The following is a 23787-nucleotide window of genomic DNA, read 5'->3' as shown; positions in this document are numbered from 1 at the left end:
CCATACCGGCGAGGCAGGGGCGGGCGTTTCAGATGACCTCGTGCATCCGAGCAATGTCTGCGCGGCAGCATGGCTTCCGCACTCCATATTCGGATGGGCGGGCGTTTCAAGTGACCGCGTGCCTCTGAGCGATGTCTGCGCAGCAGCATGGCTGCCGCACTCCATATTCGGATGGGCTGGCGTTTCAAGTGACCGCGTGCCTCTGAGCGATGTCTGCGCGGCAGCATGGCTGCCGCACTCCATGCCGGCGAGCCAGGCGCCGGCGCTACAGGTACCTTCACGGCAGCAGGCTAGCCGCACTTCACACCAGAGCATGTTTGTAGATTTACGAAACCAGCCCGCTGTAGCTCCTTTATCGGACACGTATGGCTTACAAATATCCCCTTGTCAGATGGCCCGGCATCTCGTACAATTACATCAATTCAGAATGATATAAATCAGGAGCATATCATGGCAGTGCGCGTAGGGATCAACGGGTTCGGGCGAATTGGACGGCTCGCGCTACGGGCGGCATGGGCATGGCCCGAACTTGATATCGTCCATATTAACGAGATTGGCGGTGATGCCGCTACCGCAGCGCATCTCCTCAGCTTTGATTCGACGCAGGGGCGGTGGTCGGTCGAGGTGCACGGTGAAGGCAGTCAGTTGCTGATCGATGGCAAAACGATTGGTTACAGTCAGATTCGCGATCCCGGTGCTGTGCCATGGGCAGATGCCGGCGTTGACATCGTGCTTGAAGCAACCGGTAAGTTCCGCACTGTGGAGCAATTGGCAGCCTATTTCGGCGCTGGGGTGAAGAAGGTGATTGTGGCGGCGCCGGTAAAGGGTGAGGCGCTGAATGTGGTCATGGGGGTGAACGATCACTGGTATGAGCCAGATCGCCATCACCTGCTGACGGCCGCCTCGTGTACGACCAACTGTCTGGCACCGATTGTGAAAGTAATCCACGAAGGGATTGGCATTCGTCATGGCATGATCACAACCATTCACAGCTCGACTAACACCCAAACCGTACACGACCGTCCACACAAAGATTTGCGGCGGGCACGAGCGGCTAGTCTGTCACTCATCCCCACTACAACCGGCTCGGCAACCGCTATCGGTCTGATCTTTCCTGAATTGCAGGGCAAACTCGACGGGCAGGCGGTACGGGTGCCGTTGCTGAACGCATCGCTCACCGATTGCGTCTTCGAGGTACGCCGTCCGACAACTGTTGCCGAGGTGAACGGATTGTTACAGGCAGCGGCAGAGGGTGCGCTAAAGGGGATTCTCGCGTATGAGACGCGCCCGCTGGTGTCGATTGACTTCCTCGGCAATCCACATTCGGCGATTGTCGACTCGCTGTGCACGATAGTTACTAACGAGACGCAGGTGAAGATTTACGCCTGGTACGACAATGAATGGGGATACGCCAATCGGCATGTGGAATTAGCGCGAAAGGTTGCCCTGCTCTTATGAAAACAACGCCTTCCACTGAGGCATCGGCGACCCTGACCCAACAGCGCGCCGACCGCCGTAACTATGTGCTGGTAACAATCGCCTACTGGGCCGATACGCTCACCGATGGCGCGATTCGGATGCTAGTCTTGTTTTACTTTGCTCAGCTCGGCTATTCGCCGTTTGCAGTGGCCTCGCTTTTTCTGTTCTACGAAATTTTTGGCGTGATCACCAATCTCTTTGGCGGCTACCTCGGTGCACGCTTTGGTCTCAAGCTGACGCTGTTTCTCGGCCTGGCAACCCAACTAGTTGCACTGAGTATGCTGGCTTTTGCCCCACCTTCACTGCTGGTTGTGCCATACGTGATGGCGGCACAGGCATTGTCGGGGATCGCCAAAGACCTGACCAAGATGTCGTCGAAGAGTGCGGTAAAGCTGGTGGCCGGCACCGGTGAAGGTCAGCTTTACCGCTGGGTCAGTGTGTTGACCGGCTCGAAGAATGCGATCAAGGGACTGGGCTTCTTCGTCGGTGCACTGTTGCTCAGTCTATTCGGCTTCCAGACTGCTCTGATCATGCTGGTAGTGCTGGTGCTGACGGCCCTGGTTGGTGCGGTGAGCACAATCAGTGGCGACCTGGGTATTGCCAACAAGAAAGCCAAATTCAAGCAGATCTTCTCGCCGAACCGGGCGGTCAATCTGCTGGCGGCAGCTCGCATTTTTCTCTTCGGGGCGCGCGATGTCTGGTTTGTGGTCGGATTGCCGGTCTTCTTCATCACCGTTTTAGGCTGGGATTTCTGGCTGGCGGGTGGCTTTATGGCTGCCTGGACTATCGGCTACGGCTTTGTGCAGGCTTCCACACCGACCCTCATTCGGCGGCGTATCGCCAATGCCCAGGCCCCGGACGGACGTACCGCTATGTGGCTGGCCTTCGTGCTGGCAGCCTTCCCGGCAGGGATTGCCATCGCACTGCATGCGGGTCTGGCCCCAACGCTGAGTGTAGTTGGTGGTTTGCTCGCCTTTGGAGTCATCTTTGCCCTGAATTCGGCTGTACACAGCTACCTGATCCTGGCTTACGCCGACGATGCCAAAGTAGCAATGAACGTTGGCTTCTACTATATGGCAAATGCCCTAGGGCGCCTCACCGGCACAGTTCTCTCTGGCGCACTCTATCAGTGGGGAATGCAGAGCAATCCATTTGGTGGCCTGATCGCATGCCTGTGGGCATCGGCTGGTTTCATTTTAATCGCCGGTTTGTTGTCGATCCGCTTACCAACGCCAACACGCACGGTCGTCGGCACGTGGAAGGTAGAGGAATAGACGCGGGATCGCTCATACCTGGCGATCCCGCACCAGCGCACAGATGCAATCGGTCCAGGGTGTCGCGGCCTGATTGCCGCACTGACGAAGAGCGATCAGCGCAGCACGCAGTTCCTGAAGATCGGCAATACGCTGATTGATAGCTGCAATTTGCCGATCCAGGGATGCAAGCATCTCACCGCACGGGGGTTCGCCGCGATCACTTAGCGCGAGAATAGCAGTGATCTCGCGTAATGAAAGGCCCAGGCTGCGCGCATGAATAATGAAGCGTAAGCGATCAACCGTATCTGGTGAATAGAGCCGATAATTGTTCTCCATCCGCGACGGGGGTGGCAATACCCCAACCTGCTCGTAAAAACGAATGGTTTTAACCGATACACCGGTTTGGCGGGCAAGTTCACCAATACGCATCATCACGCACCTCAAAAGAGCATTGACTTGTCAGGAGAGGTCATCGCTAAGCCGGATGATCGTGACGAGAACACACATGACACCGTCACACCTGCGCCTGGTATCAAGCACGTGGAGCGTGGAAGCATGACTTCCGCACTTCACATCACGCTATCCACGCTGTGCCGACCGGTGAGCATCTCTGTTCGCCACATGTGCGGTTCAGGAGACGGTGGCGTTAGCCTGTCATCTCGTTACCTGTGCGCAAGGGAGCAACGATACGCACACTATAGCACATCTTACTGGATCGGAATAGGAAACCGAATGACAGAAGTTATCTCATTAACCCAAGTTGCTACCTTTTTCACCACAGAGGCACGGAGAACACAGAGGATGGGTATGATCTGAGATGCTGCCGTGAGACGTAACGTAGCGCGTCGATGGGAACTGGATGCTCGCCACATCGTTTATGCAAGTACGCCCACGGCGTTACGCGCAATGTCGTGCTGTTCATCCCGGCAGTCAGTCTCCATGGCCTGCTCACAGCATTGGTGGCAACCTGGGTTATCTCATTAACGACTGACCGACTCCGTGATCGTGACGAACACACACCGCATCCTCATGACCAGCAGGGTCAACGGCATAACACTCGCCTGATCGTGAGTACGGCTGATGCGGCAGCATGGCTGCCGCACTCCAAACTCCGCGACACGCGCATGACGAGCGGGAAAGGTAACTAATCCCAATCCAGCGCGTGATGGCTCTGGAGATGGTCGTCAGCCATCTTCGCTGCCATACCGGCAGACTGAGAACAGGATATACTGTCTCTCGTGATAGGCAAGCATTTATAAGCCTGCGCGATGGTAGCACGACCGCAGCGCTTTTATGAAATAAGTTCAAAGACACCGAACACAGCCAACACCGAGGCACACTGACTGTTACGAAGCGTGTCTGAACGCACGTATGCTACTATAGTTGTTTGAAGCGTGGATAAGATGAAGGTTTTGCAACTCAAACATTCAAGAAATTGAGTATAATAAGAGCTATGAAAACAACAACGACCGTCAAACAGGCACACCTGTTCAAGGCTCTCATGCATCCGGTTCGTATTCAGATCCTCGACATTCTGCGCGAGGGCGAGGCATGTGTCTGCCACATTGAAGCCGTGCTTGGGCTACGGCAGGCGTATGTGTCGCAGCAACTGGCTGTGTTGCGTAAAGCGGGTCTGATCCGAGATCGGCGCGAAGGGCCGAACATCTACTACCGCATCGGGCATCGCGGTGTATTCACCATTCTCGATGTGGCCCGCACCCTGGTAGGTGAGACTGAATTGGTAACGCCGACGACGGTACGTTGTTCATGTCCGCGTTGCACGGCACCAACCGCATAGAACTGTTACAGGAGCACAATCTATGGTCAACGTTAAAGTTTTAGGACCGGGATGCGCCAATTGTCGTAAGCTGGAAGAGCGTGTACGGAATGTCATTCGCCAGCATCAACTGGAAGCCGAGATCGAAAAGGTCACCGATTACGCGCAGATTATGCGCTGGAACGTGATGCGCACGCCGGGACTGGTGGTAAACGATGTCCTGGTGGCCGCCGGACGCGTTCCCTCGGAAGAGGAGATTGCCGGCTGGTTGAGATAAACGTTCATCAAGCACGAGCGGGTGATGCCACGACCCGCCTTTTCTCAACCTGGGATATGCAAAAACTTGCATATCTTATGGAGAATAGCATCATGGCACAAACCATTTCACCAACCGCTGATCGTCGTCCGGCCTGGCGGATATGGCTACTGGTAATTGGCGGAGCCGCAGCCTGGCTGGTCGCGTATAATCTGATACAACCGCTGGCAAACTGGCTCACCTTCCAGGTCATTGGCTTGCAAGAGGGTTCCCATCTGGGTGAGGCAGTTGCCTTCTTCCTATACGATGTGCCGAAAATCCTTTTACTCTTGAGCGGTATGATCTTTCTGATCAGCACGATCCGCTCGTTCTTCAGCCCGGAACGCACCCGCGAGTTACTGGGAGGCAAACGGGAAGGGGTTGGTAATATCCTGGCAGCCGGTTTGGGTGTACTGACTCCATTTTGTTCATGCTCGGCGGTACCGCTCTTCATCGGTTTTGTTGAGGCCGGCATTCCGCTTGGGGTCACCTTTTCCTTTCTGATTGCCGCACCAATGGTTAACGAGGTGGCGCTGGTCATGCTCTTCGGCTTGTTTGGCTGGCAGGTCGCTCTCCTCTATCTGGTCGCCGGGATGAGTATCGCTATTCTGGCCGGGATTGTGATCGGACGCCTGCATCTCGAACGGTATGTCGAAGACTTTGTCTGGCAGATTAAAGGGGGCAACGGTACGGTTGCGCTGGCGACGCCAACGTGGTCAGACCGGTTTGCCATGGCCTGGGAGAACACACGTGAGATTGTCGGGAAGGTCTGGCTCTTCGTCGTACTTGGGATTGCGGTTGGAGCCGGCATTCACGGCTACGTTCCCGAAGATGCGCTGGCCGGCATCCTGGGTCGTGAAGCGTGGTGGTCGGTGCCGATGGGAGTTTTGCTTGGCGTTCCGCTATACTCGAACGCCGCCGGTGTCATTCCGGTCGTCCAGGCTCTGATGGCGAAAGGGGCCGCTCTCGGCACGGTGCTGGCCTTTATGATGGCCGTAGTAGCGCTAAGCCTGCCAGAGCTGATCATTTTGCGACGTGTGCTCAGGCTACCGCTGATCGCGACATTTGTCGGTGTCGTGGCCAGCGGGATCATCCTGGTCGGCTATCTGTTTAATCTACTAATGTAATCGCGATATAGCAGTAGAGAGGCGTGGCCATCACACCTCTCTGTTCAATCCTGAAGACCTCGCACAAACCAGAATATTCCTACCGACAGGGCAATACCGAGCAGTGAAATCGGCCAGAGATCGCCAAGCGAAATCATGCTCACGGCTATCGCAAGATGGATAACGGCCAACACCATCAGCAAAATCCGTGCCCAGGGTCGGTTGTTCCACAAGCCGATAGCCGCAACGATCAACACAACCGCAAACAGGATGATCGGCACGCTAAAGATGATCGCCAGAAATGCCGCCAATCCACCTAATCCAACTGCCGAATAGTTGACTAACCCAAAAAAGATGAGCAGTGCACCAAACGCGCAAAGCAGACCACCGTAACCACCGGCAATAATTGACAGTATCTGCCGTCGGCCAAACTGGCTACCCGACATACGCCCTCCTGGTATGGTTTGATTACGAGCATTTGGTTGTTATTATATTCACAGCATACCCTATATCAAGACCTATGCAGTGCGCATTCCCAGAGGTTTGCGACACGCCTCCACCCTTACCCGCCCCCGCTGGAGGCGGGAACCACTAATGCCAGACGGCTCGCTGTCGTGAGTTGGTTGAGGGGTGTATAATGCCGTTAGCAGCAGGTACGGTGGAATGTAACAGGTGATAAGCCAGCCGGCGGCTCGCGCTCCCAGCGCTTCCAGATCAGCCAGCCGGCGGTGCGCATTCCCAACGCTCCCAGATTTGATATTGCCGCTCGCGCCTACGAGCGCCAGATTCGATCACACAGCATCTGTGGCGTCAGCACTGCCGCACTCTCTGGCGGGCAGAACGGCGCGGATTGGGCATGTTTCAGCACCGCGCCCGCTATCATTTAGGCAGACCTTCCCGAAGGTTATCAACGATGCACGTGCCGAATATCAACCAACAGTTACGATCTCTTTCTGTATCAGGCAAGAGGCAAATGATATGATCGCTTTGTCACAAAGAATGACATAGTGACAAGTTATGAAATATTATCTGTTCATCATCTTCATCATACTGCTTGGGATCAGTAGTTGCCAGCGCACGACAACCTCTATCATCCAGCTTGACGATCTGCAACCACTGCCAATGCCCACGCCGGTAACGTCACCACCCCTGCGGGTATCGGTGGCATCGGTCATTTCAGCCCAGGGAACGGTGCAGAGCTACCAGCCGCTGCTCGATTACCTGAGCACCCGGCTTGGCCGTGAAGTAACCTTGATCCAGCGCCGTACCTACACCGAAACGAACGAGTTGATCGGGCGTAATGAAGTCGATGTTGCGTTTGTCTGTACCAGTGCCTACATTGATGGACGTGACCGCTACGGGATGAGTCTGCTGGTTGCCCCCCAGGTCAACGGTGAAACAACGTACCATTCGCTCCTGATTGTACCGACGGATAGCCCGGCCCGTTCTATAGCCGATCTGCGTGGTAAGGTCTTTGCCTTTACTGATCCAACGTCGTTTAGCGGGCGCGTCTACCCAACGGCCCTGGTGCAAGAGCTGGGTGATAGGCCAGAGAGCTTTTTCCAGGATACGTTCTTCACCTACAGTCACGATGCGGCTATCGAAGCAGTGGCTAACGGCCTCGCCGATGGTGCCGCCGTTGACAGTCTGGTGTTCCACTTTGCCCTATCCCGGCATCCCGAACTACGTGAGCAGGTAAAAGTGATCTACACCTCACCACCGTTCGGTATTCCACCAGTTGTGGTTGGACCGGGAGTCCGGCCTCAGTTGCGTGCTGAGCTGCAAAATATTCTGCTGGGCATGGCTGACGATCCTTCACCCCTGGCCCAAACTGCCCTGGAGTCGTTAGGCATTGATCGCTTCGTCATGATCGACGATGCAGCCTACGCCAGTGCCCGGCTACTACGCTCACGAGTAGGACTGGTATCGCCATGAACGCAGGGTTCTTGCCACATCAGGTTGTACGGTGGACGACAACGCTATGGCAGATTGTCGGCTCGGTAAATATTCGCGCCAAAATTCTGGGTATCGTGCTGGGACTGGTTGTCTTGATGGGAGTGGCTGCTACCATCGAGGTACGGATACTACTGGATCACACGCTCACGGTACAAACGCACGAACGGTCAATTGCCATTGCCCGCGACGTTGCCGCCCGCTCTACCGATTTGGTGCTGATGCGCGATTATTACGGGTTATTCCGTCTGTTGCGAGACACCCAGGAGAATAACCCTGATGTACGCTACGCTTTCATCATTGATTCAGAGGGCACGATTGCCGCGCACACCTTTGGCAGCGGCTTTCCGGTCGGTTTGCGCGATGCCAACACGGTAACAGCGCAAGAACATCATCGCAGTGTGCTGCTGGCAACGAATGAAGGTGACATTTGGGATACGGCAGTGCCCATGTTCGACGGTCGTGCCGGTATCGCCCGAGTCGGCCTCTCGCTGGCCGCCCGTGAACAAACGGTTGCTGCCGTCACCGGACAGTTGTTAATCACCACCATCATGGCGGCAGCTATCGGCATCACTGCCGCAGCGTTTCTGACCTGGCTTCTGACCAGACCCATCTTACAACTGGTAGCACTCACTAAGGCAGTTGCACTCGGTGATTTCAGTCAGCGTGCCCAACGTTGGGCCAACGATGAAATTGGACAGCTCACCGATGCGTTTAACGCGATGAGTGAGGCGCTGGCGCAGGCTGAGCGTGAACGGGCCGAACGTGAACATCTACGTGCTCAGTATGTCACGCAAATTATTACCGCTCAGGAAGAGGAACGTAAGCGGATCGCCCGTGAACTGCACGATAGCACCAGTCAGGCTCTGACTTCATTGCTGGTCGGCTTACGCTCGCTCACCGACCGCCACCGCTCGCCAGAAATTACGCAACAGGTAGATGATCTGCGGAGCATCGTCGGGCAAATTCTCAACGATCTCCATGCACTGGCCCGACAACTACGGCCAAGCGTGCTTGACGATCTGGGATTGGCGGCCGCCCTGCAACGGTATGTAGCCGAGTGTCGTGCTCGCAGTGGTTTGATCATTGATCTGGCACTACCGGGGTTAGATGATTTCCGCCTCGATCCGGTGGTAGAGACAGCACTATACCGGATTGTACAAGAGGGATTAACGAACGTCATCCGGCATGCCAATGCGACTACCGCCAGCGTCGTGATTGAACGTCGTGCCGATCGGGTGCGTGCGATCATTGAGGATGACGGATGTGGTTTTGATCCGAATGCCCTGCACGGTGACGGTCATCTGGGGTTGAACGGCATCCGTGAACGGGCAGCGCTTTTGAACGGCCAGCTGATCATCGAGTCGGCCCCCGGTGGTGGCACCACGTTGTACGTGGAAATTCCTTTAACGACTAGGCATGAGGAGTGCTATGAGCAGCATTCTCTTGGTTGATGATCACGCTGTGCTGCGTGCCGGTTTACGGCTTCTGTTCGACGGGCAAGCCGATCTGCGCGTTATCGGCGAGGCGGAAGATGTACGGACAGCCGTGGTGCAGGCCACTACTCTCCAGCCCGATCTGATCCTGCTCGATCTCAGCCTGACCGGGAGCAGTGGTCTGGCAGCCATTCCAGCCTTGCGCACAGTAGCTCCGCACAGTCGCATCCTGGTGCTGACCATGCACGATGACGAAGGGTACGTGCGACAGGCTCTGGCTGCTGGTGCCAACGGCTATGTTCTGAAGCGGGCTGCTGACGCCGAGCTGATTGCGGCGATTCGGGCAGTTCTGCGCGGGGAACTTTACATCCATCCAGCGCTAACCCGTCAGTTACTAGAGGATTTGCTCCCACAGACACCGGCTCTGAGTCCCTGGGAAAGTCTGAGCGAGCGCGAACGCGAAGTTCTCTTGCTGGTCGCCCGTGGTTACACTGCCACCGAGATTGCCGAACAATTGAGCCTCAGTCCCAAAACGGTCGAAACCTATCGCACCCGTGGTATGGAGAAACTTGGCCTGCGCTCGCGGGCGGCGCTAGTGCAGTACGCGCTCAACCATAACCTGTTAACACCGACCTGATCCGGTTGCAAGCGGACAATGGCTGTCGGGAAAATCCTGACACAAGCCGACCAATAACCTGACTTTTCCCGCTACCGGCGGTGTTAGCACAGATGTAGAGTGAGATTAGCAGGAATGCCGTAGATAAGCAATCCGCATTAGTACAAGGAGCCTGGACTATGACCCGGCAACCAACCATCCCCTTAACCCCGGTAAGCCGAAGAGGTTTGCTCGGTGCACTGGTAGCCGGCGCCGGTGCCCTCGCTGCAGCTTCGGTACAGGCAGGTCTCCCTGCCAGCACCGGGAAATCAGCCGACACTATCGATGTGCTGTCGCCCGAAGAAGCCCTGGCCGCTTACGAAGCCGAGATTGCACGCCTCCGTGCAGCCAAAGTGAGCGGTACACCCCTCGATCATCTGGAGCGGATGCGGGCCGAACTGCTACGGGCACTCACCAAACCGGTCGCCGAACGCCGTTGGGTGATGGTGATTGATCTCCGTGCCTGCGTCGGCTGTCACGGTTGCACCATCGCCTGCGTGGCCGAGAACAAACTGCCACCTGGCGTGGTCTACCGACCGGTAATCGACGAAGAGATCGGTCGCTACCCCAATGTCACGCGCCGCTTCATTCCCCGACCCTGTATGCAGTGCGACAATCCACCATGCACGGGGGTTTGCCCGGTCTCGGCAACCTTCACCAACGAGCACGGCGTCGTCGAAGTAGACTACGAGCAGTGCATTGGCTGCCGTGCCTGTATTGCTGCGTGTCCGTATGGTGCGCGCACCTTCGATTTCGGGTACACCTATGCCGCCGACACGACCAGTCCTGGCGTCATGTTTGGCGCCGATCAGGCAGCGACCTACGAGACGGTCACCACCTTCGAGTACGGCAAAGCCCACGCACGGCGCGATCTCCACGACTCGCCGGTTGGGAACGTGCGTAAATGCCACTTCTGCATGCACCGGGTACTCAACGGTCAACTCCCGGCCTGTGTCACGACCTGCATCGGGCGCGCCACGTTCTTTGGTGATGCCAATGATCCCGATAGCCTGGTTAGCGAACTGATTGCCAAACCCAATGTCATGCGGTTGAAAGAAGACCTCGGCACCGAGCCGCGTGTCTACTATTTGCAGTGAGGAGCAGACCTATGCTTAAGCGACTCCTCTATCTCGCCGGCACCCTTGGCCTGCTCGTCGGCCTGTGGGGATTGTACGACCGCCTTGTCTACGGTCATATGCATGCCAATTACGGCTCATACGTTGTCTGGGGACTATGGGTAGCGCTGTATATGTTCTTCGCCGGGGTAGCAACCGGAGCCTTTATGCTGGCAACCCTCGATCTGCTCTTCGAGCTGCCGATCTTCCGTGGGAGCGGACGCATGGCACTCTGGGGATCGCTGGTGGCAATGCCGGCAGGGCTGGTAGCAATCGGCCTTGACCTCGGTCACATGACGCGCATCTGGAAAGTCTATCTCCAGCCCAATTTCGGTTCGGTTATGGCGCAACTGGTTTGGGGCTACACCATCTTTTTGGGTATCGTTGTGATCAGCCTCTGGCTCAGTTTACGACCACAACCCTCACGCTGGTTAAAGCCGGTGATGGCGATTGGCCTTATTCTCGCCATCTTCCTCAGTGGTGGGATCGGCGCCCTGCTCGGTGTCAACCAAAACCGGATCAGTTGGCACGTCAGCAACTTACCGGCGCAGTTCCCCGTCTTCAACCTCACCTCTGGTGTGGCACTAATGCTGATCGCCATCGGCTGGTTCGGCCCACTCCGCGATCCACGCCGCTCGCAACAGTTACGCATTCTCAGCCTGGCGATGGTCGTGCTTTTGCTGGTAAAAGGCTACTACCTCTGGAGCGATGTCTCGCAAGCCCTCTACCAAAACAGTAGCCACGGCGCAGCAGCGATCCATCTCGTCCTGTTTGGCCCCTACGGCTGGGCATTCTGGCTGTTGCAACTCGGTCTCGGCATGCTGATCCCGCTTATCGTGCTGACTATGCCGGTTGGACAGAGCGGCTTTGCTGCCGGTTTGATGGGTGTATGTGTGCTGATCGGCCTGGCGGTAGCACGTGCCAACATCATCTTCCCGGCCCTCAGCCTGCCCGAACTGCAAGGTCTGGGTGAAGCGTTCCACGGCCCACATCTGAGCTTCACCTACAGCCCCAGTTTGATGGAATGGGCGGTTACGGCGGGTATCGTCGGTGCTGCAACCATCGGGTTCCTGATCGGTACAGATCGATTACCGCTCTTCAATCGTCTGCCAACGGAAGCAAGTAGCGCTGCCGATTAGATGACACGTATCATTGGTCGTTATCCCCTGCCCCAACGACAGGAGTGTTGATATGAAACGGCAACCTGAAACATCCACTCGCACCAACCAAAGCATGAGTCGACGCGACTTTCTCAAGACTTCGGCTCTGCTCGGTGGCGGCGCTGCGCTCCTCGGCTTTGGCCCGCTGGCCGGCCTGGCTCGCGGCGAAGCACCGGCACTCGAACTGCCGCTCGTCGATGCGGCCAACTCCATCCAGACGGTCTGTCTGCAATGCAATACCGGCTGTGGTCTCAAAGTCAAACTGATCGATGGCGTCGCAGCCAAGCTGGAAGGCAATCCGTACAGCCCGTGGACAATGGAACCACCATTACCTTTCAGCACCCCAATTAGTGCCAGCGGCCCCATCAATGGCGCCCTTTGCCCGAAAGGTCATGCCGGTATCCAGACCGCCTACGACCCGTACCGACTGATGCGGGTGCTCAAACGCAAACCGGGCACACCGCGCGGTGGCGGCCAATGGATCACCATTGACTTCGACCAGGCAATTACTGAGATTGTGGAAGGTGGCAATCTGTTCGGCGAAGGGCCGGTAGAAGGGCTGCGCGCGCTCTATGCCCTCAAGGACGCCAAACTGGCCAAAGAGATGGCAAACGCGATCAATGCAATTTTAGCCGCTAAGCCGGAAGAGAAACCGGCCCTCGTCGAGCAATTCAAACGCGACTTCGCCGACCATCTCGATGTGCTGATCGATCCTGACCATCCCGATCTGGGGCCAAAGAACAATCAATTCGCCTTCGTTTGGGGACGGTTGAAGAACGGTCGTGGCGACCTCGTGCAACGCTTCGTCAAGAAAGGCTTCGGTTCAGTAAATGCCAACGGCCACACCACCGTTTGTCAGGGATCGCTCTATTTCACCGGCAAAGCGATGAGCGAGCAGTTCGATCCCAAGACCGGCAAATTCAGTGGCGGCCAGAAATTCTACTGGCAGGCCGATTTGGGCAACGCCGAATTCGTCATCTTTGTCGGTACCAACCACTTTGAAGCCAACTACGGCCCCACTCCACAATCACCACGCATTACGCAAGGCGTGATCAACAGTCGGCTGCGGTATGTCGTACTCGATCCACGCTTGAGCAAACTGGCCAGCAAAGCCTGGAAATGGCTACCAATCAAACCGGGCACCGACGCCGCCTTCGCAATGGCAATGATCCGCTGGATCATCGAACAGCAGCGCTACAATACCCGTTTCCTCGCCGCTGCCAACAAAGCCGCCGCTGCCGCCAACGGCGAACCGAGCTGGACGAATGCCACCTGGCTGGTGAAGGTCAAAGACGGCGTACCGAGCAAGTTCCTCCGTGCCAGTGAGATTGGATTGACGACTGTCGTTGAAGAGACCGATGCCGAAGGGAAGAAGACGAAAGCGTATGTGACGGCTGATGGCACGCGCTTCAGCTTCGATCCTTTCGTCGCGCTGGTCAACGGCGTACCGACACCCATCGATCCGAACGATCCCGAAGCCGCACCGGTGATGGGTGATCTCCTCGTCGATACTGAACTGAATGACATCGCGGTGAAGAGTGGCTTGCAGGTGATCTACGAGGCAGCCAGCACACATACCATTGAGGAATGGGCGGCGATTGCCGATGTGAAAGCGGAAGACATCATCGAGATCGCTTACGAATTTACCAGCCACGGAACACGTGCGGTGGCCGACATTCACCGTGGCCCATCGCAACACACCAACGGCTTCTACACCAATTTCGTCTTCTACACCCTCAATGCCCTGATCGGCAACTTCGACCACCGTGGCGGGTTGATCAAGGCTTCAACCTACGACCGACTGGGTACGAAGGCAAAGGGGCCGTTTGAGGTTGATAAGATGACGAATGGCGCCAACGTCCCATTTGGCATCGACCTGCTGCGCACCAATACCGCCTACGAAAAATCAACGCTATTCAACGGCTATCCGGCGCGCCGACCATGGTTCCCGCTGGCGACCGATGTTTACCAGGAAGACATCCCCTCGATGGGTGATGCCTATCCGTACCAGATCAAAGTCGCCATGTTCTACATGTCGGCCATCAATTACGCCTTGCCGGCGGCGCAGACGACCATCGAGATACTGGCCGACCCGAAGAAAATCCCGCTGATCATCACCAGCGACATCATGGTTGGCGAAACCAGCACCTATGCCGACTACATCTTCCCTGACCTGAGCTTCCTTGAGCGCTGGGAATTCCACGGCTCACACCCCAACGTCCCGTGGAAGGTGGAAAACATTCGCCAGCCTGCGATCAGCTTACCAAACTGGCCAACCGTCAAGGTCTTCGGCGAAGAGATTCCGCTCAGCTTCGAGGCGCTGGTACTCGCGATTGCCGAGCGGCTCGAACTACCCGGCTTCGGTCCGAACGGTTTTGGCGAAGGCATCCCCTTCACCCGGCCCGAACACCTCTACCTGAAACTGACGGCCAACATCGCCTTCGGCGAGAAGGAAGACGGCAGCGATGGCGTACCTCCAGCCGACGATGCCGAATTAGAGGTCTTCCGCCGGGCACGGCGCTTCCTGCCGCCGAGCGTGTTTGATGAAGCCAAATGGCGTGCCGCCATCGGCAACGACGAACAGCTTTGGCGACAAACGGTCTACGTTCTCAACCGTGGTGGCCGCTACCAGGCTTACGAGAAGGGCTGGAAGGGTGATCTAGCCGGCAACCCATACGCCAAACAGATCAACCTGTATCAAGAGAAGACGGCAACCACCATCAACTCCATGACCGGCGATCACCTGATCGGCTACCCGACCTACATCCCGGCTGGTTTGGCTGCCGACGGCACGCCAATCGTTGATGAAGGTTACGATCTGCACCTGGTCACCTACAAAGAGGTAATGATGGCGAAGGCGCGTGGCATTGCCGACTACTGGCTCCTCGCCCTAATGCCCGAAAACGCCATCCTGATCAACCGCCTCGATGCCGAGCGTCTCGGTCTACGCAACGGTGATCGGGTACGCATCAGCTCGGCCAGCAACCCCGACGAAGTCTGGGATTTGCAGAACGGTACGCGCAAACCGATGATCGGCAAAGTGAAGGTGATCGAGGGTATCCGCCCTGGTGTCATCTCCTTCCCGCTCGGTTGGGGCCACTTCGCCAGCGGCGCCAGCGACATCGTTATTGACGGCGTCACCATCCCCGCCGACCCCCGCCGGGCTGCCGGCATTCACGCCAATGCTGCCATGCGCGTTGATCCGGTGCTGGGCAATGTAACCCTGAGTGATCTGGTTGGCGGCAGTGCTGTCTTCTACGACACCAGGGTGAAACTGGAGCGAGTTGGTTAACACACAGAGGTGGCACTCTTTAACCGTGACACGATACAGGAAGGCAGGGATAAGCGGGTGCGACACACCACGAACGTGTGTCGCATCTTCATTTCAGATAAATCTGGTATCATACATCTATTCTTGAAAACCCAAAACGGTTTGTGAATGCTACGTGCTATGGTACTGGTAAGAGCGCATTGTCCTGTGCCGGGTATGGAACGTAATCGCAGAGATCACTGCGCACGTAAACGAAACCGGCCAGCGCAATGAATCATCTATGCCCGTTCTGCATCATCAGTGTGTGCAACTGGCATAGGATCGCAACGTATACAGCACACCTGGGAGGTTATCATGAGTCAACTGCCCGAAGCGTACCGTACCTTTTTGCAAGACTACCCAACGGTAGCCGGCGTATACGAACAACTGGGTGCAGCAGCAGCCGAGGCCGGCCCACTCGACGCCAAAACCCGCGAACTGGTCAAACTGGCAATGGCAGCCGCACTCGGCTCAGAGGGTGCCGTCCATTCCCATGTGCATCGTGCGCTGGCAGCAGGCGCAACTGCGGCAGAGATTGAACACACCCTGATCATGGGTATAACCACACTTGGCTTCCCAACAATGATGATGGCACTGCATTGGGCACGTACTGCACTACACCAGGCAATATCACCGCAAAGCTAGAGGAGGAACGACCGTGTCGGTTGATGAACTGATCGATACCACATCGCTGGAACTGCTCGTTGCCCCTGCCCCATTAGCCGACTTTCTCCGCCAGTCATCGGCAATGCACCGTCATCTCTGCCCACGCCAGGTGCTTGGCGCCCGCATGGGCATGTACGCTGGTGAACTGCTGGGACTAAACCTCCCCCAAAAGAACAAACGCCTCTACACCTTTGTCGAAACCGACGGCTGCTTTGCCGACGGTGTAAGCGTAACGACTGGTTGCTGGTTGGGGCGCCGCACGATGCGCCTGATGGACGAAGGCAAAGTCGCGGCAACCTTCGTAGACACCCAAACCGGGCAGGCATTCCGCATTGCGTCGCGACCCAACGTGCGTAATCTGGCCCGACAGTACGCACCCAACGCCCGCAGCCGCTGGCATGCGTATCTAATCGCCTATCAATTGATGCCACTAACCGATCTCCTCATCGCCCAACCGGTAACCCTGACCGTTGACCTCAAGGCAATCATCAGCCGCAACGGTTTACGGACTACCTGCGACCACTGCGGCGAAGAGATCATCAATGCTCGAGAAGTGGTTCGTGACGGCCAAACCCTGTGTCGGACGTGTGGGGGGGAGGGGTATTACACGATTACCGGGTAAAGAGGTCAATCGTTGTAAACACAGGAAGGCCGACTTCGAGTAGAGATCAGATACAAGAGCACGAATGTGAACAAATAACGATTTTGTTCAGGGTAAAACTATTGCTGCTACGCATATTCGCGGTACAGCACAGAGGACTGCACTGTGGAACGGCATGCCATATATGTCGAGCACACTACACCATCCAAACATACGACATGCACGTTCCCGGTGAACAACAGCATGGTCAACTAATCGCAATACCCAGACAGATGAAAGGGGCGGCTGAAGAACCCGCCCCTTCATGTCCTGCCAGAGATTACCCGGTTTAATGAAACACAAAATCTCCTCATCTTTATGAAGATGAGGAGATTTAAGTAAAGAATTTAGACTGCCAGATGCTGCGCCTACGCCCCACACGCACTGCATCCACCGACCGGCGCATCCTCATCGTCTTCGCTGTAGTCGGTATCGCGGGCACGGAATGAGTGGCCACAACCGCAAGAGGAAACTGCATTCGGGTTGTCAATCTTGAAGCCGCCACCCATCAGCGTATCGACAAAATCAATTGATGCACCAAACAGATATTGTGCGCTGATTGGGTCAACCAAGACCCGCAGATTGCCAGCATAAAACTCGTTGTCGCCTTCGCGTACCTCGTCGTCGAAAGTCATACCGTACTGGAGACCCGAACAACCGCCACCAGCAACAAACACGCGCAAGGCATAGCCTTCCAGTTCTTTTTCCTGCATCATCTTGAGCAGACGGCTACTCGCCGCTTCGCTGATGGTCAGCAGCGGTTGTGGGATGGTCAGTTGGGATGTGATCTGATTGAGATCAACCGTTGTCATGGACTACTCCTTGACCGTAATATACAGGCGCTGAAGAGCTTGCATCCTTCAATATGTGCAGTATACACGATGTTGGCAGAAAATGCTAGTACTATCTTTCAAAAGTAGGCACCAGGTCAGGCTAGCCGATGATCAGGCGGTCGGCCACCATCACGGCAAACAAGAGTGCCAAGTAGAGCAACGAGTATTTGTACAGACCCCAGATCGCTGTCTGGTCACCCACACGCCACACGGCCCAGGCATCGCGCATAAAGCGTAGACCCAGCACAACTGCCCCGATGAGATAGATCCAGCTCATGGCCCCAATCGCTACCGGTAACAACGATACCGCCATCATGATTGCCGAGTAGACCAGAATTTGCCAGCGCGTTTCGGCTTCACCGGCCACAACCGGCAACATTGGTACTCCGGCTCGAGCATAATCCTTCTGCTTCACCAGGGCTAACGCCCAGAAATGGGGTGGAGTCCAGTAGAAGATGATCGCAAACAGCACGACTGCCATCAGGCTGACCGAACCGGTTACTGCCGTCCAGCCTACGAGTGGCGGAATGGCGCCGGCACCACCACCAATGATGATGTTTTGCCAGGTTGATCGTTTGAGCCAGCCCGTATAGAACCAGGCGTAGTAGATGATGCCCAGCAAGGCGAAGAAGGCTGCCAGCGGTGTGGTGAAGACCCAGAGCACAATGATCGATAGCACGCTCAACAGCAAACCGAAAACGAACGCCGCCCGCCGCGAGATGCGACCACTCGGTACCGGACGCCGGCTGGTGCGCCCCATGTTGATGTCAATATCGCTGTCGAAGGCACAATTGATCGCCCCCGCACCACCGGCAGCCAGATACCCACCGATCATTGTCCAGATCACTAGCCACCACGATGGAAGACCGGCTTCGGTGATGAACATGGTGGTCAGGGTGGTAACCAGGAGCAGCGAAATAACTTTGGGCTTGGTCAGGCTGATATAGTCGGCTACAACTGTTCTCCAGGCCGGCTGCGAACGCACACCTGCGGTAGCGGTTGCATATGAGAATGGTACCCGTTGCAGGATCACGGCAGCTATGATCGTACCGGCCCAAAGGAGCGCCATGGCCGTCAGACTGATCAGATGACCAGCCACTGGGATGAAGATACCAAAGAGGGCAAGCAAAGCCAGTACCGGCAGGAACAGGCTATAGCGCGGCAAGGCCAGCGCCGATGCCGGGGTCTCAGCGACGGGTCGTAGCCGACGTCGTGCTTCCAGTGCCATCCACACCGACAGCAAAGCGGCAAAGCCTACAGCACTAACGCTATTCGTCGGCACCGCCGTCATCATCCCGAAGCTGGGAACAACGCTACGTGCACCGATAGCCAGGGCCGCAACCCCGGCAGCGGCTGCTGACCACCACGCCAGACTGCGCAGACGACGCTGCATCTGTGCCGCTCGCCCGGCCAGTCGCTCTGGTGTGGCCGGCGTTGGCACGGCGATGAGGGCAATGGTGAGGCTTTGCGCCCCGAACGCCAGTAACGCGCCACTCAAGTGCCAGACATCGGCTACCATCGCCGGAACGCCCCAGACCAGCAACGCGCCTGCCAGAGCCTGTAAGAGAAAGAATGCGGCGGCGACACCTGCCGTTATGCGCGGTAACCCGGCAGTGTCCGATGACCGCCAGACAGCTACCAGACCGGCGAACACAGCCAGCAGTGCCAGTGCAACGAACAGTCGGTGGAAGAGGGCAATCCAGACCAATGGATTCTGGCTCTGTACCAGTTCTTCCAGACACAAAGGCCACGACGAACAGACGGTTGCACTGGCCGAGATAGTGACCAATGCACCTGAGATGATTGTGGCCAGCGTTAAGCTTACGCCAACAAGCAAGATTCGTATGAGAGAACGCGCTGCCATACACTCCTCACGCTCATCCCGTTCACGGCAAAGCCAGATACGCAGCACCAAACAGCGCCAGCGTCGCCAGCGCAGTGAGAATCGTCCACCCCAAATCTGCCCGGCCATCGCTGCGCGGTACGTTGGCCGGTGCCTGCTGGAATGGTTGCCGATACAGACGCCACGCGGCAAAAATCAACGGAATTTGACCACCGATAGCTACAATCGCTGCAAGCCAGAAAATAAACCAGGCAATCATTGCAGTAACCTAATATTCGTGGATTCTTTCACGATAATAACGCCGGTGGAATTATACCATGCCCTGATTTGCGACAACAATGAACATTTCAACAACGGATCGCCTTCTATCGCACCAGAAAGCGCTCAATCCGGTTGAGATCTGTTAACTATTGATGTGAGGATGCACTGTTCATAAACTCTGGTAGTGCAATAGTGGAGACGTCATTGCCGTGATAGCAGGATAATCCCGAACACGCAATACAGGAGACATCGACTTGTGACTTTCTGTCCACACATGGAGTCGGCACTGAAGATTGGCTGTGTGGATAGATTACCCGCCAAGTTACACAGCACAAGGAGCACAGGCTGATGCCCGTGCTGCCCCTGGAGAGACCATCAATTAGCGCAGGCGCACATGATCAATGATGACTGCACTGGTACCAAAGACCTTGGCCGCGTGTTTCATGGCTGCTGCTTCCCGTGACAATTCATCAACGGTCGCATCCAGGCGGCTCGAAACCCCACCAACTGCCATCGTAGCCAGTGGAATATGGCGCAAATTACCGGCTCGATCATACCCGACCAGGTAGCCGCGTTGGCGATCTTCCTCATCGTAGAGCGATAATGCTGCCTGTTCAAATTGATCAACCAGCCACCGCGCCAGGTCAGCAGCAACTGTACTCGGACAGAGCAATACAAAATCATCACCGCCTATGTGGCCGACAAAGATAGCATGAGGGGTAAAGAATTGTTGTGCCTGCTCGCAAAGTTGGGCTACCAGGCGAATTACCTGATCACCGCGGGCAAAGCCATACTTGTCGTTAAACGCCTTGAATTCGTTGATGTCTGTGTAAAGTAAGGTAAATGGTTCACCACGCTGAAGGCGGTAGCGAACTTCCTCACCAATGAGCACATTACCGGGCAAACCGGTCAATGGGTTACGAACTGGCCGCTTCGTTACACGCCGCAGTAACGAACGAATACGTGCCACAAGCTCTGCATCGTTGAACGGTTTGGTTATGTAATCATCGGCACCGGTATCAAAACCGATAACAACATCAGATGGATTGGTACGTGCAGTCACAATAATGATCGGCAGATGGGCAGTACGGGTATCATTACGCAGTTGCCGAATGGCCTCGTAACCATCGACGCCTGGGAGCATCAGATCAATGAGAATAATGTCGGGTAACTGCTCTTGGGCAATTTGAATCAACGACAACCCATCTTCAGCAGCCAGTACAGCGAAACCGGCTTGCGTCAATGTATCACTGAGCAAGGTACGAATATGGGGGTCGTCGTCGGCGAAAAGAACTATTGGCAGATGAACTTCTTCAGACACTGAGCAAAACCTTGAGTTGGCCGGAAGCTGCGGCAAACGCTTGTAAACCTCGAGCAAGTGGATAACGGGCACTGATCAAGGGAGTTGTGATAATCAATCCCCGTTCTAGTAAGCGTAGTGCGGGCGCAAATGGCCCACAGCGCGAGCCAATCAATTGTATCTCATCAACTACCACCATACTAAGGTTAAGCTGAGTCTCGGCAGCAAAGGTGCTCTTCAAGATTAATCGCCCACGTGGACGAATGATTTGTCGTGCGATATTCAATCCGGATGGATTACCAGTACAATCGACGACAACATCAAATGGGGTGCTGGGAAGTTCTGTACTGCGCATACAGGTTATTCCCTGCTGACGGTAAACATTCCACCGTTCGGGATGCCGACCGATCAGTGTGAGTTCACAACCGGTGAGACGGAGAACCTGAACAATCATCGCACCGAGTTTGCCGTCACCTATGACAGCAACCCGCTCGGTTGGACGGATATGGCTCTGTTCGACGATTTCGAGGGCGGCTGCCAGCGGTTCGGTGAAGACCGCAGCTTCATCATTCACCGAGGCCGGCACTTCGTGCAAGCAGGACTCGGGTAGCGTAAACAGGTCGGCCATCGCTCCATCACGCCGGTAGATACCAAGTGTTGTGCGTTGTGGACAATGGCTGACATCGCCGCGCAAACAGGTGGGGCAGCGGCGACAGGCCGCATTAATCTCACCTACAACACGCTTCCCTTGCCAGGACGGATCGTCACAAGCAACAACGGTACCGACAAACTCATGACCGAGTACGCCGTGAAAATTCATGTAGCCACGAGTGATCTCCAAATCGGTGTTGCAGATACCGACCAGGTGCGGGCGAATTAAGGCCTCGCCAGGCTGACGAACGGGGTCAGGATAATCGGTAGTATATTGCAGGTCACCATTGAAAAAAATTGCTTGCATAACAATGTTGTCTTTACATTTAATGACATCGTGCGCTATTATACCATATGCTACTCCTCGCGATGTTATGAAATCAAGGCGAGGAGAATGACCCTATCCATACCACGATGCAGATCGCTCGGCGATACCTGCGTTGTGTTATCAGACGTTTGAAAGCAAGGATTGCAAGCTAGCCGTTCAACAATTGTTGCGAAGTCAACAGGCAGAGCTACTGTCTGATACATTGAAAGGTCAGAGATGACTGCCCGAACAGCAGTACGCTAGAGACCACCCTACAGGTAAGACAGTACATTCAGACTTAGCAATAGCAGATATAAAGCTGCTTAATTTATTGTGTTCACCTCTGTTATTCTGTAGCGATTTCTAGCTGAAAAGGATTGACATGCGTGTTTTATTTTTGGGAAGTCCATCATTCGCCGTCCACGCCCTAGAGGCAGTGGTTATCGCCGGATATGAGGTTGTCGGCGTTGTGACGCAACCAGACCGACCGGCCGGTCGTGAACGCCGGCTAACACCGCCACCGGTGAAGATTGCGGCACTGGCCCATAATCTGCCGGTGCTCCAACCAGAGACACTGCGCGATCCGACAGTGGTTGAGACGTTAAGCGCTCTGCAACCAGACGTTGGGATCGTCGCTGCATACGGTGAAATTCTGCGCCGGGCTGTGTTGAGTATTCCGCCATTGGGGTATCTCAATATCCATCCATCTCTGCTGCCGCTGTACCGTGGCCCTACCCCGGTAGCCGGTGCTATCCTGGCCGGAGAGACAGTAACCGGTGTGACGATTATGTTGCTCGATCCCGGTATGGATAGCGGACCGATCCTGGCCCAGGCAGTCGTCGATCTGCCACCAACCGCACGCACCGGTCAATTGACCGATGAACTCTTTCGGATTGGCGCCGATTTGCTGGTGCAGGTATTACCACGCTATGCTCGTGGCGAGATTGAGCCTCGTCCACAAGATCACAGTCGGGCGACCGTTACTAAAATGCTAAAAAAAGCAGACGGTCGTATCGATTGGTCGTTACCGGCGATTGTGATTGAACGGATGACGAGGGCTTACGATCCGTGGCCCGGTGCTTATACCTTTTGGCGTGGTCAACCACTGCGTATCATCAGAGCAGCGGTAGTTGCTGCTGAAGGTGTCACGGCACCGGGTACCATTAGCGGGCGTAGTAGCGGCGGCCATCCACTGGTGCAAACCGGCAATGATGCACTTGAGCTGATCGAAGTCCAGCCGGCCAGTCGTCGCCCCATGAGTGGCTCGGCTTGGCTGGCCGGCGTGCACGCTGACGACATCCGGCTAGGGGAGTAGCACTAGCCTGTTCGCCTTAGAACTTATCCCGTAATCCATTTAGCTGATGGGTAGAAGCTATTTCATCCATACCATGGAGACATTACGCACCGGATGAGACATCTTTTACGCTCCGTGATGCCCGTGTCGCGCGGCGTGCGGAAGGCATGCTGCTACCCTCTCTGTATCCTCCGTGTCTCTGTGGTGTGATATGCAACCACCAAGGCACCGGCCTACACAGCGTTCGGAGAGGTCATCCGCACTCAACCGGCGATGCATCAGGTTCAGGACAGGCAGTGCATAACAGACTCAGTAACTATTCCCCATTCGAATATTTTAACGCAATGCGTTATACCCTCTTGCGTTCTCCTGCTGAACCTCGTATAATCGTTTGCACAGGATTTTCCTACAGTACAGCACCGTCATTTACGGACGGCAAAGGGAGATGAA

22 protein-coding genes are annotated in these 23787 nt (G+C 55.8%); 15 read left to right on the top strand and 7 right to left on the bottom strand.

The window, feature by feature from the left end:
• Nucleotides 1-450 precede the first annotated feature (450 nt).
• A complete protein-coding gene (locus VAE55_RS08115; protein WP_322815286.1) occupies nt 451-1458 on the top strand; it encodes an ArsJ-associated glyceraldehyde-3-phosphate dehydrogenase in 1008 nt (335 codons plus the stop codon).
• The gene (arsJ, locus tag VAE55_RS08110; RefSeq protein WP_322815285.1) at nt 1455-2753 is read left to right on the top strand and encodes an organoarsenical effux MFS transporter ArsJ; all 1299 of its coding nucleotides are present in this window, start codon (nt 1455-1457) and stop codon (nt 2751-2753) included. The genes VAE55_RS08115 and arsJ overlap by 4 nt, the downstream gene beginning before the upstream one ends.
• 12 nt (nt 2754-2765) lie before the next feature.
• Here arsJ and VAE55_RS08105 read toward each other — a convergent pair whose 3' ends face one another.
• Entirely contained in the window at nt 2766-3167 is a 402-nt protein-coding gene (locus tag VAE55_RS08105; protein ID WP_322815284.1) for a heavy metal-responsive transcriptional regulator, read from the bottom strand.
• 416 nt (nt 3168-3583) lie between these two features.
• On the opposite strand from VAE55_RS08105, the gene VAE55_RS08100 reads away from it, so the two are divergent.
• The 4 genes from VAE55_RS08100 (at nt 3584) to VAE55_RS08085 (ending at nt 5934) form a co-directional block, all read left to right on the top strand.
• Entirely contained in the window at nt 3584-3883 is a 300-nt protein-coding gene (locus tag VAE55_RS08100) for a hypothetical protein (protein ID WP_322815283.1), read from the top strand.
• 305 nt (nt 3884-4188) lie between these two features.
• Nucleotides 4189-4533, top strand: a complete 345-nt coding sequence (locus VAE55_RS08095; RefSeq protein ID WP_322815282.1) for a metalloregulator ArsR/SmtB family transcription factor — start codon at nt 4189-4191, stop codon at nt 4531-4533.
• A gap of 22 nt (nt 4534-4555) precedes the next feature.
• Entirely contained in the window at nt 4556-4789 is a 234-nt protein-coding gene (locus VAE55_RS08090; RefSeq protein ID WP_322815281.1) for a thioredoxin family protein, read from the top strand.
• A 92-nt stretch (nt 4790-4881) separates the two neighbouring features.
• Complete coding sequence (locus tag VAE55_RS08085; RefSeq protein ID WP_322815280.1) at nt 4882-5934, top strand: permease; 1053 nt, start codon at nt 4882-4884, stop codon at nt 5932-5934.
• A gap of 44 nt (nt 5935-5978) precedes the next feature.
• On the opposite strand, the gene VAE55_RS08080 is transcribed toward VAE55_RS08085, so the two are convergent.
• A complete protein-coding gene (locus tag VAE55_RS08080; RefSeq protein ID WP_322815279.1) occupies nt 5979-6359 on the bottom strand; it encodes a hypothetical protein in 381 nt (126 codons plus the stop codon).
• 571 nt (nt 6360-6930) lie between these two features.
• Between VAE55_RS08080 and phnD the strand changes: the two genes are divergently transcribed.
• The 8 genes from phnD to VAE55_RS08040 all read left to right on the top strand — a co-directional run bounded on the left by phnD (nt 6931) and on the right by VAE55_RS08040 (nt 16830).
• On the top strand, nt 6931-7848 hold the full coding sequence (gene phnD / locus VAE55_RS08075; RefSeq protein ID WP_322815278.1) for a phosphate/phosphite/phosphonate ABC transporter substrate-binding protein: 918 nt from the start codon (nt 6931-6933) through the stop codon (nt 7846-7848).
• Entirely contained in the window at nt 7845-9320 is a 1476-nt protein-coding gene (locus tag VAE55_RS08070) for an ATP-binding protein (protein ID WP_322815277.1), read from the top strand. The genes phnD and VAE55_RS08070 overlap by 4 nt, the downstream gene beginning before the upstream one ends.
• Nucleotides 9298-9939, top strand: coding sequence for a response regulator transcription factor (locus tag VAE55_RS08065; protein WP_322815276.1), 642 nt, complete (start codon nt 9298-9300; stop codon nt 9937-9939). Before VAE55_RS08070 ends, VAE55_RS08065 begins: the two co-directional genes overlap by 23 nt.
• Before the next feature lie 158 nt (nt 9940-10097).
• On the top strand, nt 10098-11054 hold the full coding sequence (locus VAE55_RS08060; RefSeq protein ID WP_322815275.1) for a 4Fe-4S dicluster domain-containing protein: 957 nt from the start codon (nt 10098-10100) through the stop codon (nt 11052-11054).
• An 11-nt stretch (nt 11055-11065) separates the two neighbouring features.
• On the top strand, nt 11066-12211 hold the full coding sequence (gene nrfD / locus VAE55_RS08055; protein ID WP_322815274.1) for an NrfD/PsrC family molybdoenzyme membrane anchor subunit: 1146 nt from the start codon (nt 11066-11068) through the stop codon (nt 12209-12211).
• Nucleotides 12212-12263: 52 nt separating this feature from the next.
• Entirely contained in the window at nt 12264-15524 is a 3261-nt protein-coding gene (locus VAE55_RS08050) for a molybdopterin-dependent oxidoreductase (protein WP_322815273.1), read from the top strand.
• A gap of 333 nt (nt 15525-15857) precedes the next feature.
• Nucleotides 15858-16187 carry a carboxymuconolactone decarboxylase family protein gene (locus VAE55_RS08045; protein ID WP_322815272.1) on the top strand — a complete coding sequence of 110 codons (330 nt, stop codon included), beginning with the start codon at nt 15858-15860 and terminating at the stop codon, nt 16185-16187.
• Between the two features lie 13 nt (nt 16188-16200).
• Nucleotides 16201-16830, top strand: a complete 630-nt coding sequence (locus VAE55_RS08040) for an FmdE family protein (RefSeq protein WP_322815271.1) — start codon at nt 16201-16203, stop codon at nt 16828-16830.
• Between the two features lie 386 nt (nt 16831-17216).
• Here VAE55_RS08040 and erpA read toward each other — a convergent pair whose 3' ends face one another.
• From erpA to VAE55_RS08015, 5 genes are all read right to left on the bottom strand, one after another.
• Entirely contained in the window at nt 17217-17660 is a 444-nt protein-coding gene (erpA, locus tag VAE55_RS08035; RefSeq protein WP_322815270.1) for an iron-sulfur cluster insertion protein ErpA, read from the bottom strand.
• A gap of 121 nt (nt 17661-17781) precedes the next feature.
• Nucleotides 17782-19545 (bottom strand): heme o synthase, encoded by a 1764-nt coding sequence (locus VAE55_RS08030; RefSeq protein ID WP_322815269.1) that lies wholly within the window; start codon nt 19543-19545, stop codon nt 17782-17784.
• Nucleotides 19546-19567: 22 nt separating this feature from the next.
• Nucleotides 19568-19783 (bottom strand): hypothetical protein, encoded by a 216-nt coding sequence (locus VAE55_RS08025; RefSeq protein ID WP_322815268.1) that lies wholly within the window; start codon nt 19781-19783, stop codon nt 19568-19570.
• 381 nt (nt 19784-20164) lie between these two features.
• Entirely contained in the window at nt 20165-21106 is a 942-nt protein-coding gene (locus VAE55_RS08020) for a response regulator (protein WP_322815267.1), read from the bottom strand.
• Nucleotides 21099-22043, bottom strand: a complete 945-nt coding sequence (locus VAE55_RS08015) for an MDR/zinc-dependent alcohol dehydrogenase-like family protein (protein ID WP_322815266.1) — start codon at nt 22041-22043, stop codon at nt 21099-21101. Before VAE55_RS08015 ends, VAE55_RS08020 begins: the two co-directional genes overlap by 8 nt.
• 382 nt (nt 22044-22425) lie before the next feature.
• Here VAE55_RS08015 and fmt point away from each other — a divergent pair, with 382 nt between their 5' ends.
• Nucleotides 22426-23358, top strand: coding sequence for a methionyl-tRNA formyltransferase (gene fmt / locus VAE55_RS08010; protein WP_322815265.1), 933 nt, complete (start codon nt 22426-22428; stop codon nt 23356-23358).
• Nucleotides 23359-23787: the final 429 nt, after the last annotated feature.

The organism is Chloroflexus sp., from assembly GCF_034432675.1.
GTDB lineage: Bacteria > Chloroflexota > Chloroflexia > Chloroflexales > Chloroflexaceae > Chloroflexus.
This window is presented reverse-complemented; position numbering and strand designations above follow the sequence as displayed.

What these genes read in the sequence shown, in the direction of transcription:
- VAE55_RS08115 (WP_322815286.1), top strand. Translation starts at nt 451, where the DNA reads ATGGCAGTGCGCGTAGGGATCAACGGGTTCGGGCGAATTGGACGGCTC.
- arsJ (WP_322815285.1), top strand. Translation starts at nt 1,455, where the DNA reads ATGAAAACAACGCCTTCCACTGAGGCATCGGCGACCCTGACCCAACAG.
- VAE55_RS08105 (WP_322815284.1), bottom strand. Translation starts at nt 3,167, where the DNA reads ATGATGCGTATTGGTGAACTTGCCCGCCAAACCGGTGTATCGGTTAAA.
- VAE55_RS08100 (WP_322815283.1), top strand. Translation starts at nt 3,584, where the DNA reads ATGGGAACTGGATGCTCGCCACATCGTTTATGCAAGTACGCCCACGGC.
- VAE55_RS08095 (WP_322815282.1), top strand. Translation starts at nt 4,189, where the DNA reads ATGAAAACAACAACGACCGTCAAACAGGCACACCTGTTCAAGGCTCTC.
- VAE55_RS08090 (WP_322815281.1), top strand. Translation starts at nt 4,556, where the DNA reads ATGGTCAACGTTAAAGTTTTAGGACCGGGATGCGCCAATTGTCGTAAG.
- VAE55_RS08085 (WP_322815280.1), top strand. Translation starts at nt 4,882, where the DNA reads ATGGCACAAACCATTTCACCAACCGCTGATCGTCGTCCGGCCTGGCGG.
- VAE55_RS08080 (WP_322815279.1), bottom strand. Translation starts at nt 6,359, where the DNA reads ATGTCGGGTAGCCAGTTTGGCCGACGGCAGATACTGTCAATTATTGCC.
- phnD (WP_322815278.1), top strand. Translation starts at nt 6,931, where the DNA reads ATGAAATATTATCTGTTCATCATCTTCATCATACTGCTTGGGATCAGT.
- VAE55_RS08070 (WP_322815277.1), top strand. Translation starts at nt 7,845, where the DNA reads ATGAACGCAGGGTTCTTGCCACATCAGGTTGTACGGTGGACGACAACG.
- VAE55_RS08065 (WP_322815276.1), top strand. Translation starts at nt 9,298, where the DNA reads ATGAGCAGCATTCTCTTGGTTGATGATCACGCTGTGCTGCGTGCCGGT.
- VAE55_RS08060 (WP_322815275.1), top strand. Translation starts at nt 10,098, where the DNA reads ATGACCCGGCAACCAACCATCCCCTTAACCCCGGTAAGCCGAAGAGGT.
- nrfD (WP_322815274.1), top strand. Translation starts at nt 11,066, where the DNA reads ATGCTTAAGCGACTCCTCTATCTCGCCGGCACCCTTGGCCTGCTCGTC.
- VAE55_RS08050 (WP_322815273.1), top strand. Translation starts at nt 12,264, where the DNA reads ATGAAACGGCAACCTGAAACATCCACTCGCACCAACCAAAGCATGAGT.
- VAE55_RS08045 (WP_322815272.1), top strand. Translation starts at nt 15,858, where the DNA reads ATGAGTCAACTGCCCGAAGCGTACCGTACCTTTTTGCAAGACTACCCA.
- erpA (WP_322815270.1), bottom strand. Translation starts at nt 17,660, where the DNA reads ATGACAACGGTTGATCTCAATCAGATCACATCCCAACTGACCATCCCA.
- VAE55_RS08030 (WP_322815269.1), bottom strand. Translation starts at nt 19,545, where the DNA reads ATGGCAGCGCGTTCTCTCATACGAATCTTGCTTGTTGGCGTAAGCTTA.
- VAE55_RS08025 (WP_322815268.1), bottom strand. Translation starts at nt 19,783, where the DNA reads ATGATTGCCTGGTTTATTTTCTGGCTTGCAGCGATTGTAGCTATCGGT.
- VAE55_RS08015 (WP_322815266.1), bottom strand. Translation starts at nt 22,043, where the DNA reads ATGCAAGCAATTTTTTTCAATGGTGACCTGCAATATACTACCGATTAT.
- fmt (WP_322815265.1), top strand. Translation starts at nt 22,426, where the DNA reads ATGCGTGTTTTATTTTTGGGAAGTCCATCATTCGCCGTCCACGCCCTA.